General features: G+C 44.6%; 13 protein-coding genes. 5 read left to right on the forward strand and 8 right to left on the reverse strand.

From position 1 onward, the window contains the following. Positions 1 to 9: 9 nt before the first annotated feature. Positions 10 to 2,268, reverse strand: coding sequence for an LPS-assembly protein LptD (locus B2Q61_RS05585; RefSeq protein ID WP_290620334.1), 2,259 nt, complete (start codon positions 2,266 to 2,268; stop codon positions 10 to 12). Positions 2,269 to 2,442: 174 nt separating this feature from the next. Here B2Q61_RS05585 and djlA point away from each other — a divergent pair, with 174 nt between their 5' ends. Continuing rightward, positions 2,443 to 3,225, forward strand: coding sequence for a co-chaperone DjlA (gene djlA, locus B2Q61_RS05590; protein WP_290620336.1), 783 nt, complete (start codon positions 2,443 to 2,445; stop codon positions 3,223 to 3,225). A 10-nt stretch (positions 3,226 to 3,235) separates the two neighbouring features. Here djlA and B2Q61_RS05595 read toward each other — a convergent pair whose 3' ends face one another. The 5 genes from B2Q61_RS05595 to rapA form a co-directional block, all read right to left on the reverse strand. Next, on the reverse strand, positions 3,236 to 4,021 hold the full coding sequence (locus B2Q61_RS05595; RefSeq protein WP_290620338.1) for a DUF3530 family protein: 786 nt from the start codon (positions 4,019 to 4,021) through the stop codon (positions 3,236 to 3,238). Positions 4,022 to 4,043: 22 nt separating this feature from the next. After that, positions 4,044 to 4,409, reverse strand: a complete 366-nt coding sequence (locus tag B2Q61_RS05600) for a hypothetical protein (protein ID WP_290620340.1) — start codon at positions 4,407 to 4,409, stop codon at positions 4,044 to 4,046. Positions 4,410 to 4,516: 107 nt separating this feature from the next. Continuing rightward, on the reverse strand, positions 4,517 to 5,599 hold the full coding sequence (locus B2Q61_RS05605) for an OmpA family protein (RefSeq protein ID WP_290620342.1): 1,083 nt from the start codon (positions 5,597 to 5,599) through the stop codon (positions 4,517 to 4,519). A gap of 215 nt (positions 5,600 to 5,814) precedes the next feature. Further along, positions 5,815 to 6,471 carry an RluA family pseudouridine synthase gene (locus B2Q61_RS05610; protein ID WP_290620344.1) on the reverse strand — a complete coding sequence of 219 codons (657 nt, stop codon included), beginning with the start codon at positions 6,469 to 6,471 and terminating at the stop codon, positions 5,815 to 5,817. 1 nt (position 6,472) lies between these two features. After that, positions 6,473 to 9,382, reverse strand: coding sequence for an RNA polymerase-associated protein RapA (rapA, locus tag B2Q61_RS05615; protein WP_290620346.1), 2,910 nt, complete (start codon positions 9,380 to 9,382; stop codon positions 6,473 to 6,475). A gap of 263 nt (positions 9,383 to 9,645) precedes the next feature. On the opposite strand from rapA, the gene B2Q61_RS05620 reads away from it, so the two are divergent. From B2Q61_RS05620 to B2Q61_RS05630, 3 genes are all read left to right on the forward strand, one after another. Then, positions 9,646 to 10,962 carry a PhoH family protein gene (locus B2Q61_RS05620; protein ID WP_290620348.1) on the forward strand — a complete coding sequence of 439 codons (1,317 nt, stop codon included), beginning with the start codon at positions 9,646 to 9,648 and terminating at the stop codon, positions 10,960 to 10,962. Then, a complete protein-coding gene (locus B2Q61_RS05625) occupies positions 10,962 to 12,338 on the forward strand; it encodes a PhoH family protein (protein WP_290613843.1) in 1,377 nt (458 codons plus the stop codon). The genes B2Q61_RS05620 and B2Q61_RS05625 overlap by 1 nt, the downstream gene beginning before the upstream one ends. Positions 12,339 to 12,454: 116 nt before the next feature. Further along, entirely contained in the window at positions 12,455 to 12,838 is a 384-nt protein-coding gene (locus tag B2Q61_RS05630; protein ID WP_290620351.1) for a hypothetical protein, read from the forward strand. A 203-nt stretch (positions 12,839 to 13,041) separates the two neighbouring features. Here the strand turns inward: B2Q61_RS05630 and B2Q61_RS05635 are convergent, their stop codons facing one another. Both B2Q61_RS05635 and B2Q61_RS05640 read right to left on the reverse strand, forming a co-directional pair. Then, a complete protein-coding gene (locus B2Q61_RS05635; protein ID WP_290620353.1) occupies positions 13,042 to 13,338 on the reverse strand; it encodes a hypothetical protein in 297 nt (98 codons plus the stop codon). Positions 13,339 to 14,079: 741 nt separating this feature from the next. Continuing rightward, positions 14,080 to 14,286, reverse strand: a complete 207-nt coding sequence (locus B2Q61_RS05640) for a helix-turn-helix domain-containing protein (protein WP_290620355.1) — start codon at positions 14,284 to 14,286, stop codon at positions 14,080 to 14,082. A gap of 96 nt (positions 14,287 to 14,382) precedes the next feature. Here B2Q61_RS05640 and B2Q61_RS05645 point away from each other — a divergent pair. Continuing rightward, positions 14,383 to 15,268, forward strand: an 886-nt coding sequence (locus tag B2Q61_RS05645) for an Arm DNA-binding domain-containing protein (RefSeq protein ID WP_290620357.1), incomplete at its 3' end; no start/stop codon positions are given.

Genomic DNA, 15,268 nt, shown 5'->3' on the forward strand with positions numbered 1-15,268 from the left:
ATTCCTACACTAATTAGTTAGTAAATACGGCCGACGGTATCCAAAAATGCCATTTGACAACATGTCTGATACGCCAAAACCTGCTTTATCACCGAAGCCTTTTAACACAAATTGCAAACTAAGGCTGCTATCCAGTTCGCCAAACTGCAGTGCATTATCAATACTGGTATCGAGATTTGCCACAATGTGACGTCGAGCTACCAGCCGAACTGCCCAACAGCAGGATTCGTATTGCACACCAAAATTGGCATCTATCATACGATGGTTTGTGACATCACGATAGTAACTGGCAATAAGCTGCCAATCTTTTGCCAATGGAACCGTGCCCAGTACACCCACTTGCTGAATCTCTAACCCTGAGACCGCCCGGCTGTATCGATGGTTCAATTGCAGTAAGGTATTCTCACTGCCCCGGTAGTCAAGACTGGCGTTACTTTTGATAATTCGCTGACCATCAATATCATATTGGGTGGCAGCACTTAAATACCATTTCCGGTACCAATGCCAAATCATTTCCGCGGCCAGCACCGAGTCAGTTGCAGTTTGGTTTTCAGTCAGATTATCAGTCGCCTCGACCGGGTCTTCCAGAAAGAAGATTTGGCCCAGACTAAATCGAAATAACTCGTTATCAATATTGTCGTAAAAACGGGTAGTCCAGCCAACAGTTAGTTGATTAGCCTCGTTTATTCTGTCTATGCCAGAGAAGCGGTTTTCCCGGAATAGGCCATGATAATCATCTTGTAACCGGGTGGTGTCATACAAACCAATATTACTCTGCTGCCGGTACGGTATATATAAATATTGAATTTGTGGTTCGAAAGTCTGCAGTGCCGGTTCGCCGAACCAGTCATATTCCCGTTCCAGATTTAACCGGCTGTACAGTCGTATTTTTGGCAGAGCCCGTTGCACTGACGAGTCAATATCTACCGTATTATTATGACTCTGCTGCTGGTAATAGGTGTAAAGCATACTTGCTTCAGCAGTAAATTCGAGCGCCGGAGTGACAAAGGGTAAACGTAGTTTGGGCTCAACGTGTAAACGGTTTGCGGCATTAATTAGTGCATTATCATTTTCAAAATGAGCATAACTGGCCTGCCATACCAGCTCAAGCGGATTGAATATCTGCCAGGGCTTGGCTGAACTTAGCTGCAATTCAGGTAGCATTTTATACGCGTCCGCAAAGTTACCCAGAATTTCAAAACCCTGCAGTCTGAGCTGGCTATTGATATTCTCACCATAGTGAGCAATGGTTGCTTCGCGATAAAGTTGGGTATCACTCTGGTTGGCGTAATCCGAACCTAATTCAGTAATGTACGCATCATCACTGACATCAGTAAAGTCAATATAACCACGCCAGCTACTGCTGAAATCAGAGCGATGTGTTAAATGGCTTAGATAACGACTACCGAAATCATCTGGTTTTTCATTATCGGAACTCAGGTATTCAAGTTGCATGATTCCCTGATGGTCAGATGTCAGATAGCGAAATTCTGATTTTATCTGGGTGCCGCGTTTGCTCATATAACGCGGTGTCAGGGTCAGGTCGTAGTTCTCAGCTAAATTAATATAGTACGGAAGCTCAACATCAAGCCCCAATAATTGAGAACTACCTATCTTGGGCAATAACAAACCGGTCTTGCGTTGCTCGTTTACAGGGAACGTCATGTAGGGCAGATAGAATACCGGAACGTCTTTGATTTTAAAAACCGCATTGCTGGCAGAACCCCAGCCTTCACCTTCATTAATTTTAATATCGCTGGCATGTAAAGCCCAGCTATTATCTTCAGTAGGGCAAGTGGTAAATAACGCCTGATCCAAGCGGATTTGCTCCGGACTGGCTTGCAGGCTTTGGGCGTAACCACGCCCGGCCTGTGCTATAAACTGGTAATGTGCGTCAGTTATAATAGCTTTGTTTTCAGCGGTATTGGCAAGAAAGGAGCTGGCAGATACTTTTAAGCTGGTATCAAAATATTCAATCCCACCCTCCGCAAAAATTTGTTGCTCTTTGCGACTGAAACGGGCACCTGGCGCGGTAAGTAAGGTATCACGATGGATAATCTGCACATTACCACTGAACAGGGCGGTTTGATTGCCACTCAGATCTGCGTCATCTGAGCTGATCCGCACCGTATTGTCATCCGGGTTCAGATTAACCAGCACAACAGGTGGGGTTAGTGGTTGGTAACACATTGGGATAACAGGTTCACTTGCCTGCAGCTGGCTACAGAGCAAGCCTGTGATTGTTATCCCGGTAAACCATAGTTTCATCCAGTCTTCTCTGCCCCAGATTTATCATTTTTTTGGTAAGATTAGCCCGCTATGATAAATCAATTTTAGATTTCCTGCTAATCCGATATAGTGCGTTTTGACGATAGTCACTGACTTCATTAGAGTAACGAAGCGCAGCAGATACCACGTAGTCCAGTTTAGGAGGAAAATACTTTGTGGGGTAAAATTCTTGGAGCCTTATTTGGACTGGCACTGCTGAGGCTGCCCGGCTTGTTTATTGGTCTGATTCTGGGGCATTGGTTCGACCTGAAAATGGGCGCCAACCTGGCAAGGTTTCGCGGGATATTTCACGAACCCGGCGATCAACAAGGTTTGTTCATGTATACCACGTTTGCCACCATGGGTCATATCGCCAAAGCAACGGGCGTGGTGACGGCTGCTCATATTCAGCAGGCCAGACATTTTATGCAGCAACTTGGCCTGAACGAGGCGCAGCAACAAGAGGCGCAGGCTGCGTTTCGCGATGGTAAAGCCAGCAACTTCCCGTTGATGGCTCAGCTGCAAACGTTTTATCAGCATTATGGCCGCCAGAATGATGTGATAAGGTATTTTATTGAAATACAGCTGGGCATTGCTAATGCCAGCGGCGAGATGAGTCAGCAACAGCAGGTATTACTACAGCAGGTTGCAACACAACTGGCAATATCCCGCATCGAGTTGGAACAAATGGTGGCTGCTTATCGGGCTCAGCAGCGATTTAACCAACGAAATACGCAACGCCCGGCAGCAAATGCCGTGCAGGATGCCTATAAAGTGCTAGGCGTAAGTAGTGATTGCAATGATAAAGAGTTAAAACGGGCATACCGGAAATTAATGGCCCAGCATCATCCTGATAAACTTATGGCAAAAGGGGTTCCTTTGGCTATGTTGGATGTTGCAAAACGGCGGACTCAGGAAATTCAGGCCGCGTATGAATTACTGAAGAATCGGCAATAGCCAGAAAGACTTATAGCCCTAAGCTGTGCAACCAACCCGTTATTTCTTTTAAAACCCAGGCATGAATATCTTCATCATAAAAAGTACCAGATAACTGACGCTGGCGGTAATTCGTTTTAAGATTACGCTGCACCAATTGTTGTCTCAGCTTTAGGTTAGCAGTGACGAATCGGTTGTCGCGTTGATGACTTATATCCAGAGTGGGGATTGATTGCTGTGCAATGTAGCCCGCTAATTCGCGATTTAACGTCACGTCCGCCAGATAGACTCCGAGCATAATATATGCCGCAGGTGATTCAAGCTGATCTGTATTGTACAGTCGGTTTAATAAGGCGGCATTGCTGCCTTTTCCGATAACAATGATATTGCCACCCTGTAACTGAGCCTCGCCCATGGCAGCACGCATTCGCTCTGCAAGCAATTGCTGGTATGTGGTCGAATCTGGTTCAAGGCTGAATTCAGCAGGAGGAGGAGGCATAATCGCCAGCGTGTGCCAGCCGTAATCATTAAGCCGTTGACGCAAAGTATCAAGATAATCTGGGCTGACCGGACGTTCAGCCCAATCAGGTACCAAAATGGCAGTACCCTTATTATAGCTGGTAAGAGCCTGACGTTGCAGTGCCATGAAACTGCCAGATTCACTGGTTAATTCGGTTAATTCGCTGGCAAGGATCTGGCGTTGCAGATCCTTTTGCCAAAGTTGTTGGATCGAAGGGGCTTCCTGCGCCGCTACCGTTATCTGGAAAACAGTAGCGATTAAAAGCCAGGTTAGGCCCTGACAAAGCGTTTTATTCACATATGACCTGTTAACTCAGCTGTTATTGGCTGTTATCGGCCAAGCCAGTGATAACGTTAGCTGCATCGTTACCGTCTATGTATTCTGGGAACGTATATAAAACTTTACCATCATGACTAACCTTAACATAGCTCTCGCCCTGCTCAAGCAGCTGAACTGCTATCGAGGATTGCATGATAAAGCAAAAGGTTGTCGGCTTAAATTCGGCAAGCGCTTTTGCCATTTCTTTAAGTTGTTCATTTACGGCCAGTCGCTGAGTTTCATTTTCATCGGTACAGACATGGGCAGATTGCTGCAAAGATACAGATTGCTCAGCTTGCACATTAAAAGTAATACAGGCTAATACTGTGGCAAGAGCACAGTAACGACCAATAGCTTGTACAGACATAGGGAGTTCCTCAAACGGCTTATAGAGGGCTAAACCTAGCAGGAAGTTATGCGGTCGGCAATAAAAAAAACCGCCATGACTGGCGGTTTTTGTTAAGCGTAAGAAAATTAACGTAATACAGGTTCTTTAACTTTCGCTGTTACTTTTGCTTCAATTCGTTGGTTTGCCGCATTTGCTGCAGGGGTACTGTCATCAATACGTGGCTGAGTTTCACCGTAACCAACAGAGGTAATACGTGAAGATTGTACACCTTCGCTAGTCAGAATGTCGGCTACTGATTTTGCACGACGCTTAGATAACAACATGTTATATGCATCGTTACCCGGTTTAGACGCATGACCTTCAATAACCACTTCTGATTCAGGGAAGCGTTTCATGAATGCCGCTAACTGGATGATTTCTGAACGTTGGTCTGCAGAAACAGCAGCAGAGTCAAATCCAAATTTCACTTCAACGTCAACATCACCGACCCGCTGCATGGTTTCTTTGAACACAGTACAACCCTGTGGATCAACTTGATGATTGGCAGCTGTGTTAGGGCAGCGATCATTACTATCCATTACGCCGTCTTTATCGCTGTCAGCTGGCTTAGCCGGTTGTACCGGGGCAGGTGCCGGAGCAGGAGCAGGTGCAGGCGTTGGTGCAGGTGCCGCTTCAGCACCAAAAATCCAGCTGGCACCCAGTTTAATACCGGCGTCATACCATGAGCCGTTATTAATACCCTCGTATCGATTCGCTTCGGCGAACAGGGCAACATCATTACGGACAAAGTAACGGTAACCGACACCCAGGTTCAGTGCATCTGAGCTTAGGTTGCCTTCGAAGTGTTTCCAGCCGCCAACGATATATAAGTTAGAGTTTGTCAGATGATACATGGCATCAACGCCAAAACGATCATTACCAATACTGCCACCGGTTAATGAATCTAAACGTTGTCTTGCGTATTCTAAACGCACTCCCCAGTTCTGATTAACCCGGTAACCTAGTTCTGCACCGATACCAGGACCGTGTTCAACATTATCCCATTCGGCTGAAAGTGATTTATTTTCATGTGACCAATAGTATTCACCAAATAAAGAACCGAATACTTTGCGTTCTAAATCAGCCGCTGAAGGTGATTGTGCCAAAGCCTGAGTGCTTATAAACGGCAGGGCAGCCAACACAGCAAGGGCAGTCATTTTAAGTTTCATCCATTTCTCCTTAGATTTAATCCAGCATTCAATAGCAAGCTTTATTCGTGCTAACTATTAACTTGCCATCTATATTACAAGTCGTTTTGTATTAAAATTTGTTCTTTAATTGTTCTTTATTAAAAATAGTACAGCAATTTGTTATTTAGCAACCCAATATGCTGAGTATCATAAGCCAGTTAACTGAATATGGGGTTAATAATTGTAAAAAGAAGTCAAAAAGAACAATTTACTGCAAAAATAAGTGTTTTCCCATTTGCCGGATGCTGCAGCGATAATGTTTGCGCATGTAACTGCAGACGTTCTGCTGCGGCAAAGGCTTTCGGGTCTGCGTAAAACTTGTCACCGAGTATAGCATGCCCGATCATTTGCATATGGACTCGTAGCTGATGGGAACGGCCAGTTACCGGTGTTAGCTGCACCCGGCTGACATTAGCAGAGCGTTCCAGCACCTGATAATGTGTGACAGAGGCTTTACCCCGCTGATAACACACCATCTGCTTAGGACGATTTGGCCAGTCACAAATTAATGGTAAACAAATAGTTCCCTGATCTGCTGCCACCCGGCCAGTAACTCTGGCGATATAGTTTTTTTCGGTTTGTCGTAACTGAAATTGGCGGTTGAGTTGGCGCTGGGCATCGGCATTTAATGCTAACACCATGACCCCGGAGGTTGCCATATCCAACCGATGTACAATTCGCGCCGTTGGCAGTACTAGCTTGACTCGATATTCCAGACAGTCCCAATGTTCCTGGGCTTTACCCCGGACTGATAGCAAGCCACTGGGTTTGTTGACGACCAGAATATCATCATCCTGATAAATGATATCCAGATAGGGGGTCAGTGGCGGCTGATAATGAAACGGATTCATGTTAATCGTGACTCACCACGATAAGTCTGATTGCATCAAGTTTCAGACGTGCCTTACTAATATAATCGGTCAGTTGATGTTGTTTATCAGTCAGGATGTCAATTTCTTGCTGACGAATCAGTGGGTTAATTTGCTGTAAGGCTTTTAATCGTTGCTGATCTGCCTGCAAGGCTTGCTGCATTTTTTGCAATGCGTTCTGGCATACCTTGGCTAATTGCTCTGTTGCGGCAGTTTCACTGGTAGCAATCAAAGGATGGATTAAGCTCTGCAGGGCATTGACAAGTTTGCTTGCGGTCTGCCGGCCAACCGGTTTTAACTGGCGGTTAAAGTTATCAAAGGGAACCTTAGCCGCCAGATCATTGCCGGTTTTATCCAGGAGCAAGCGGATTGGCGTACCAGGCAAATAACGGCCTAATTGCAGATAAGTAGGGGCGCTGGCCTCAACAATGTAAATGAGCTCGATAAAATAGCTGCCAACAGGCAGGGCTTTATTGGGCAGCAATGCCACTGCTGTATTGCCCATATTGTCATTTAACAACAAATCGAGGGTACCGGTCACCATGGGGTGATCCCAGGTTAAGAACTGAATATCCTCTTGCGCCAGCGCGGTATCCCGGTCGAATGTGACCGTAACGCCGTCATCTTCAAGGCCAGGATAGGCGCAACGTAAATGTTCAGCCGGTGTTAAAATAATACTGGTATCAGAGCGATCTTCCTGATTAACACCTACCAAATCCCAGGCCTGAAACATCAGCATCGGCAGCTGCACATCAGCGTCAGTTTGGGCAATGTCTGCTGCCAGTTGCCGGGCAGGCTCACCACCGGCTGAATTCAGCTCTAGCAGCTTGTCCCGTCCCTGTTCGAGTTGTTGTTGTAAGCGTTGGTGCTGCTGCTGGCTTTGCGCCAGTAGTTGCGCCACCTCAGAGGCATCGGTTTGAGACGCTGCCAGCAACGCCAGTAACGCCGGGCCATCCTGTTCATAAACCGAGCGACCTGTCTGGCAGGTATGCTCAAACGCGTTGAGGCTTTGCTGATACCAATCTAATAATATCTGCTGGGCACTATGTTTAAAATACGGAATATGTATCTGAATATCATGCTGCTGGCCTATTCTGTCTAACCGGCCAATTCGCTGTTCGAGTAAATCAGGATTCAGTGGTAAATCAAACAATACCAAATGATGCGCAAACTGAAAATTGCGTCCTTCGCTACCTATTTCAGAGCACACCAGCACCTGAGCACTGTAATCCTCCTGAGCAAAATAAGCTGCCGCTTTGTCGCGCTCAACAATCGACATACCTTCGTGAAATACTGCGGCGCGGATCCCTTCTTTCTGGCGCAAGGCTCCCTCTACTGCCAGCGCTGTTTCAGCAGCAGCGCAGATAACCAGAAATTTTGCCGGCTTGTGTTGTTTTAATAACGTTGTTAAATAATCAATACGAGGGTCAAATTGCCACCATTGACTGCTGCTCCCCTCAAATTCCTGATATACCCGCTCTGGAAATAAATTGGCTGTCGCGAGTTTAGCAAGTGTGCTTTGCTGGTTCAGACTTTGAAATACTTTAAGGGCATTTCGATACTGTTCAGGCAAATCCAGTGCTACTGGCTTGGCTACCCGGTCCGGGAAACCTTTAATACTGGCGCGGCTATTTCGAAATAAGATCCGGCCGGTACCATGGCGGTCCAACAGCTTGCTCAGCAAAACTTGTCTGGCGTGTTTTGCGTTATCAGATGCCACAGGTTCGCTGAGCAACGTGAGCTCGTTGCTGATATCTGTTTCCTTTATCAGCAGTTGCAGGTCGCTTTTCAGTTCGTTGTTAAGTGGGGCAGTGCTTAGCAAATGGCCAGCTGTAGTGGCAATATGCTGGTATTGGGCTTGCTCTGCAATAAATGCCTGATAGTCGTAAAAGCGATCAGGGTCCAGCAGGCGTAAACGGGCAAAATGACCTTGCTGACCCAATTGATCTGGCGTGGCAGTTAACAAAATAACGCCGGCAGTATCCTGAGCCAGGCTTTCGATGGCACGATATTCTTTACTGACATGTTCTGCAGTCCACGCCAGATGATGGGCTTCATCAACTACCAATAAGTCCCAGTCACTGCTTTGAGCCTGTTCCAGCCATTGTTTGTTGCTACTGATGAATTCCAGACTGCATAGTACCAGCTGTGCGGTATCAAAGGGGTTACTAACATCCAGCTGTGACTGCTGACACCGTTCTTCATCAAATACTGAAAAATGCAGATTAAACCGGCGTAACATTTCCACCAGCCACTGGTATTGCAGGGATTCGGGTACGACGACAAATACCCGGGTGGCCAGTCCGGACAACAGTTGCTGATGAATAATCAGTCCTGCTTCGATTGTTTTACCAAGGCCAACTTCATCAGCGAGCAAGACTCTCGGCGCATGGCGTCCGGCAACTTCTCTGGCGATATGAAGTTGATGTGGGATCAGGCTCATTCGACCGCCTTGCAAACCACGCAATGGGCTTTGCTGTAACCGGCTTTGATGCTGCCACGCCAGATAACGTAGAGTAAAGTGATCAAAACGATCAATCTGGCCGGCGAAAAGACGGTCTTGTGGCCTGTTAAAGCTGATAAAGTGGTCGAGAAAGGTTTCTTTTAGATCGGTTTTTTCGCCGTTGTCGATACGGTTGCCACTGTAAATCAGGGTATTGTGTGCTTCACTTACTGACGTGACAATTAAACTGAAACCTTCCGCACTTTTTATTTCATCGCCAATGTTAAAAATCACCCGGGTAAGAGGGGCCTCAGTCTGAGCATATTGCCGGGTTTCACCGGTAGCCGGGAACAAAACCGTCAGCATCCGACCCTCGATACCCACCAGAGTTCCTAAACCAAGGTCAGACTCAGTATCGCTGATCCAGCGTTGTCCCAAAGCAAAATTCATATCAAAGCACCATCATAAAATCGGGGCGCCATGGTACTAGTAAATGAATAAAACTGCATCTGCCATCCGCTTATATTTTAGCTTTAATCACTGTCATTTGGGTGTCACGAAAATATCGCAAAATATTTTCACCGCAAATTAGCGATTTAATTCAAGAATTGGCCGCCAACTGGCGCCGTTGCACTATGCTTAGTTTAGCTACATAAAGTTGACAACAACAATATTGCGTAAAGTTAACTTGGTTTTGTTTGAAGGAGCTGCGTATGGCGCGAAAAAAAAGCAAAGAAAAGAAAATCTATGTATTAGACACCAATATTCTGCTGCATGAACCCTTCGCCTTTCTCAATTTCGAAGAACACGACGTGGTCATCCCGATGACCGTGCTGGAAGAACTTGATCACATTAAAGATCGCAATAAAGACGTTAGCAGAGACGCCCGGATCGCGATCCGGGCGTTAGAAGACGTGCTGCGTGACGCTTCACCAGAGCAAATGCTGCAAGGTGTGGCCTTACCCCGTCAAAATGAGCAGTTAGGAGGTGGCCATTTATTTATCATTAATGATCATCATATTAAAGACGAAATACCCGGTTTACCCGGTGGTGAAAATGACCACTTAATTATTAATACTGCTTTGTATCTGCAACGCGAAAAAGGTCCGGTCATAGTTATTCTGGTGACCAAGGATATTAATATGCGCCTGAAAGCAAAAGGTGCTGGCTTAAAACAGGTTGAAGACTATCGAACAGACCAGTTAATTGATGATGTTCGCTTTTTATACAAAGGTTATTTTAAATTCAGTGGTGAGTTCTGGAGTCAGGTTGGCGAATGTCGCAGTGAAAACGAGGGCCGGGATACAGTACATTATGTCAGTCGTAAACTATTGCCCAATGCTTATCTCAATGAATATCTGATAGATGAAGCAGAAACCTTTGCCGGTCGGGTGCTGGCGATCACCGAGCATGAAATTAAAATTCTGGACTTCGGCTATGAGCGATTGATGCATCGGCATGCCTGGGGGATTCATCCTAAAAATATCTATCAAGCGATGGCATTGCAGGCGTTGTTGGATACCGACATGGATTTGGTGATTCTGACCGGCCCGGCCGGCTGCGGCAAAACGCTGATTGCGCTGGCCGCTGCTTTGGAGCTGGTGATTGAAAAAGGCCAGTACGAAAAGGTTATTGTTACCCGTAACACTCCTGAAATTGCTGAATCAATTGGTTTTTTACCAGGTACTGAGGAAGAAAAAATGGCGCCCTGGCTTGCGGCTATTACAGACTCACTTGAAGTACTGCATAAAACTGATGAGCACCCGCATGCCAGTGTCAGTTACATTATGGACAAAGCCAACATTCAGTTTAAATCGGTCAACTTTATGCGTGGCAGAAGTATTCAGAATGCGATAGTAATCCTGTACCCCAGTATTTGTTTGGCTGATAAGTTGTTACTTCCTCGTCTTTACTGGGCTAGAAGGGTGGTAACAAGAATTTTGGTGAATAATCGCAACTTTACCAAACATTCTGCAAATGCTGATTCTTTTTTGTTACATTCAGATGTTGTTTTGGGGGAGGTTGCATAATGATCGCACGTAAAAACATTCCACGTGTTTTAGATACATCAGCATTAGTCCACGATCCAAAGTCCCTTTTATCATATGAGGACGACATCTACATCTGCCTCACTGTCCTGGAAGAATTGGACAATCTTAAAGAGCGCAGGGATAGGTCTATTAGTGCCGATGCCCGCGTCTGTATCCGGATGCTTGAAGATCTTGTCAGTGGCCACGATGCTGAGCAACTAGAAATTGGGATCCCGCTTCCAACTAGTGAAACAGGAAAACGTGGAAAATTGTTCATTGGCATCGATACCAACATTGAGCTTGAGCAATCGCTGCGGCATGGTATAGGCAGCGAGGCCGACAACAGAATCATAAATTATGCCTACCAGTTGCAAAAGAGACTTGAGCAGCCAGTGTCGATAGTGACTCGCGACATTAACATGCGTTTGAAAGCGAGAACTGTTGGCGTTGGTGCGGAAGATGTATCCGTTGATAACTCCATCGCTGACATTGATCTTTTATATGGTGGTGTTCAAGTATTTGAATCCGACCTGTTCGAAAAACTGGAAAGTGATGACGACTTTAAATTATCCGGTGATGTATACAGGATGGATCGAAGTCTGTTTAACGACGAAGTTCAATCAAATATGTATTGGTATGACGAAGCAGGGCATATTGGTCTTGTAACTGAAGTGAGTGCAGAGCATGTTTACACGACATTGCTTCCACGCAAACACAAAAAGATTTGGGGTGTTTTACCAAAGAATTCAAGACAGGCAATAGCTCTGCACCAGCTAACCGACCCTCAATACGACCTTAACATACTGCTTGGCCCAGCTGGGTCTGGTAAGACTTTTCTCGCAGTTGCAGCGGCCCTGCATCAAGTGTTGGAAGAGAAAAAGTACAAGAAGATTGTTGTTGTTCGTAGCAGAGATTTCATGGACGAGGATCCCGGTTTTTTGCCAGGGGATTTGAAAGAGAAATCAATGCCACTTCTTGCAGGTATCACAGATGCGCTGATATCAATGCATAGTGACGATAGCAATGAACATAACACTTTTACAACAATTGAACACATCATCGAAAAAGCCAATATTGAATTCACCTCAATGGCCTATTTTCGGGGACGCTCGCTGGATGATGCATTTTTGATAATTGACGAGGCCCAAAATATGACTCGTGCACAAATGAAAGGGATGCTGTCAAGGGGCGGCAGAAATTGCCGGACAGTTGTACTTGGGAACCTTGCTCAGATTGATGACAAGTTTGTAACGGCCGCCTCGAGCGGCGCAAGTGCAGCTGTGAATGTTTATCGACATTATGAACATGGAACAGTACTGATTTTTGACGAGGTGGAGCGTAGCTCGCTCGCAGAATTTACGGAGAAAAATTTTTAGTCGGACTACAGTGACAAGCAGTAGAAAAGCGCAAAAGAGAAAGTTAAAAACAACATTGCAAATATCGGAAAATATACTACCTTTACCGTTATATATATAACGGTAAAGGGGTTTATGTGGCTAAACAAACTTCTACAAAAATCAATGTCTCTGATCTGGAGTTTGTTATTGAGTATCTAATCTTGCTTGCGCAGTCTAAACGTGCGCTTCAATTAAATATTCCGCTCTATAAGAGCGTAAACAGGTTGAAGTTATATAAAGCCGCTATATGTGTCGAAACAGCGCTACTAGAAAAACGTGACGAGGACTTCATCGATGCAATTGATAGAGTATGTATTGATGTTGAAGGGATAGTTGTCAACGCAATACCGCCGGAAGAAATCCAAAGACTAAAAACGGCAATAAGGCAAAAGCGTTATAAAAATAACGATTTCAATCGCCTTTTAAGCGAGTATCAGAGCACACTTTCATTCGTTGATGGTAGGTTAGATAGCCATTAATCAGTGCCGCTCAGTCACGCAGAGAAATTTTTGGTGATTTTATATAACAACAAAACCAAGCAAACTAAATATTGAAACGACTCAAATTTAATGAAGAAACAAGCGTTAGCAAATTGAGTTACCAGTGCTCAGTCGGCAGCAATCACTTTTTTCAACTTAATTAAGAACGCTTTGTTTCAATTAGTTATATTTTCAGTTTCAAGTTAACGACGCTTCTTGGACAAATAGTATTTTAATGACGCATCTGAGATTATATTCGTCACTTTCCCTTGCAGCATTTGTCCATATTCAAAATCACGCCCAGCTTTGTTACCTAATCGCCTTTTCCACCATTTAATTTCACTTAGCATTCTGGCTGCTTTTTCTCTAAGAACGTGTGCGTTGTGAGAATCAGCAGTAAGTGAACATTGTGGAGGCTCAATATTTTGTTTTTGGCAATAGTCTAAAGCCGCTTTGAGCCCTTCTCTATGTATTAATTCAGCGCAAAACTTAGCATGCATTTCGGCTTGCCGGCACTAGAGGTGAGTAGTGCTCGGGCCTGACAATCTAACGTCCACCACGGCTAAATCAGTCTATTATAAGTTAATTACAAAATTTCAATAACAACATAACCAATTTAAAAGCAGTTACTTTCTTTATTCTTTATTAAAATCACGGTGAAAAGCCATCCTACCATCTCCACAAGATCGCCTGTATCCGCTGCATTCTTTAATCAGTCAATGTTCTGGAAAGTGAGGAAAACTGCCCAGTGTTACTCACGCATTCTAACGCCTAGTAAAGGTACACATAAAATAAAATGTCGACTATATTTGACATTGGTATATTTAAGTCTACATTTAAGTGGGCTAACTAAAAATGGTTAAGTAAGCGCTGAAGAAGGGATTTCTATGTCCGCCAGGGATGGTCAGAGTTTCATACAGGAGAATTCTATGATGAGCATCTCGGCGAATACGTTTTTACAGTCAATGTACGAGCATAAATCACAACAGAGGCGTTTACATAACGTGCGAGATTATTTGCTAGCGTCACTTCAGATCAATCCTCACAGCCATAACCTTATAGTTGCCATCGGAAATGGCAATGAGAAGAGTAATGCTGACGCCCTTCTGAACTGGCTTTCGGGGACGTCACATCACAATTCTTTTCTGGCGGATTTGCCAGCGAAAGAAGTGAAAAGTCTGTTGCTACACCATCTGCAGCGGACTTTGGATTGTTGGCCTGACTGAGGCTGTCTGTGGGCTTTACTTGTCGGGAACGTGCTCGATAAGGTGTTCGACCGGAACCTCGAAAAATTTACAGAGGCGATCAATGGTATCTAGCGTCACATTACAGCCAGGGGTATTAATCATTTTTGATAGGGTCGCTCGGTGTATCCCCGTTGCCTCGGAAATCTCGTTAATCGTAACGCGTTGCCCATCATCAAATGATTTTTTTTCGACTAACGCCATTAAATGGTACCTGAACATCTGTCCTCCGGGGGTTGCCTGTTTTTAATCATAACCGGTTTTTCACCAAAAGCGCATCGTTCTTAATGGAGGTATTAAATGAAGCCTATTGTCCGTGATACAGAAGGTAATTTGGTATTACGTCTAAAAATCATGGGGTGCCACTTATCTGAGCAAACAAAATTTTTAGATACACCGAAACACAGGACGTATTTGCAGACTACCTTAAAAAAAATACATCAAGAAGTGAAATCGGGTGTTTTTGACTATGCAAAATACTTTCCTTACAGTAAAAATGTATTTTATATCAATGCATTAAAATCAAAATTTCTGTCGCCAGGTTGGCGAGGACTACCTACTTTCAGGCATTTCCTAATGAATGAGTTTCAAGGTAGTTCAGATGAACTAGGGCAGATTTTAATGATTTGCATTATGGGATGTTTGGGGGAGCAACGGGTTGATGAAATTCTGGGTTACAACATCCTCAAACTGAAAGAAATGCTCAAGACTATAAAGGGAATTACAAAACCAAATTACATTGCAGCGATGGAGTTTGTTTTCAGGGTCTTAGATCAAGCTTCGCTAGTCTATGTATTTCCCAGGCCATTCAAACTAGTGCTAACAGACGACGGTGGACAATTTGCCAAACCATTATGTCACAGAGACATATTGCAAATAGTCGATAACGTGCCATCAAAATATCGCGAGGTTTTTTTATTGCAATATTATACGGGGCTATCTTCAAAAGAGCTGTTAGAGCTTGAATGGAAACACTATAGCATAAAGGATACAACGTTTTTTTTGTCTGGGCGGGAGGTATATATCGACCCCTACGCTAGACGTCTTCTCTTTCAACTGCGAAAAAAATCGGGTAGTAGCCGCTATGTATTTGGCGCACCTTTTGGCAAAAAGTTGAAAATAAACCATTGCTGGCTCAGCAAAGAATGTTGGCCAAAGGCTTGTGTCACCGGCAATGTAAAACTGA

This window comes from Arsukibacterium sp. UBA5043, assembly GCA_002415085.1.
In the GTDB taxonomy this organism is placed as follows: Bacteria; Pseudomonadota; Gammaproteobacteria; order Enterobacterales; family Alteromonadaceae; genus Alishewanella.

Bases quoted from the DNA above. Each gene is read 5' to 3' on its own strand.
- B2Q61_RS05640 (WP_290620355.1), bottom strand. From the start codon at position 14,286: ATGGCGTTAGTCGAAAAAAAATCATTTGATGATGGGCAACGCGTTACG.
- B2Q61_RS05600 (WP_290620340.1), bottom strand. From the start codon at position 4,409: ATGTCTGTACAAGCTATTGGTCGTTACTGTGCTCTTGCCACAGTATTA.
- B2Q61_RS05605 (WP_290620342.1), bottom strand. From the start codon at position 5,599: ATGAAACTTAAAATGACTGCCCTTGCTGTGTTGGCTGCCCTGCCGTTT.
- B2Q61_RS05585 (WP_290620334.1), bottom strand. From the start codon at position 2,268: ATGAAACTATGGTTTACCGGGATAACAATCACAGGCTTGCTCTGTAGC.
- B2Q61_RS05610 (WP_290620344.1), bottom strand. From the start codon at position 6,471: ATGAATCCGTTTCATTATCAGCCGCCACTGACCCCCTATCTGGATATC.
- B2Q61_RS05620 (WP_290620348.1), top strand. From the start codon at position 9,646: ATGGCGCGAAAAAAAAGCAAAGAAAAGAAAATCTATGTATTAGACACC.
- B2Q61_RS05635 (WP_290620353.1), bottom strand. From the start codon at position 13,338: ATGCATGCTAAGTTTTGCGCTGAATTAATACATAGAGAAGGGCTCAAA.
- rapA (WP_290620346.1), bottom strand. From the start codon at position 9,382: ATGAATTTTGCTTTGGGACAACGCTGGATCAGCGATACTGAGTCTGAC.
- B2Q61_RS05625 (WP_290613843.1), top strand. From the start codon at position 10,962: ATGATCGCACGTAAAAACATTCCACGTGTTTTAGATACATCAGCATTA.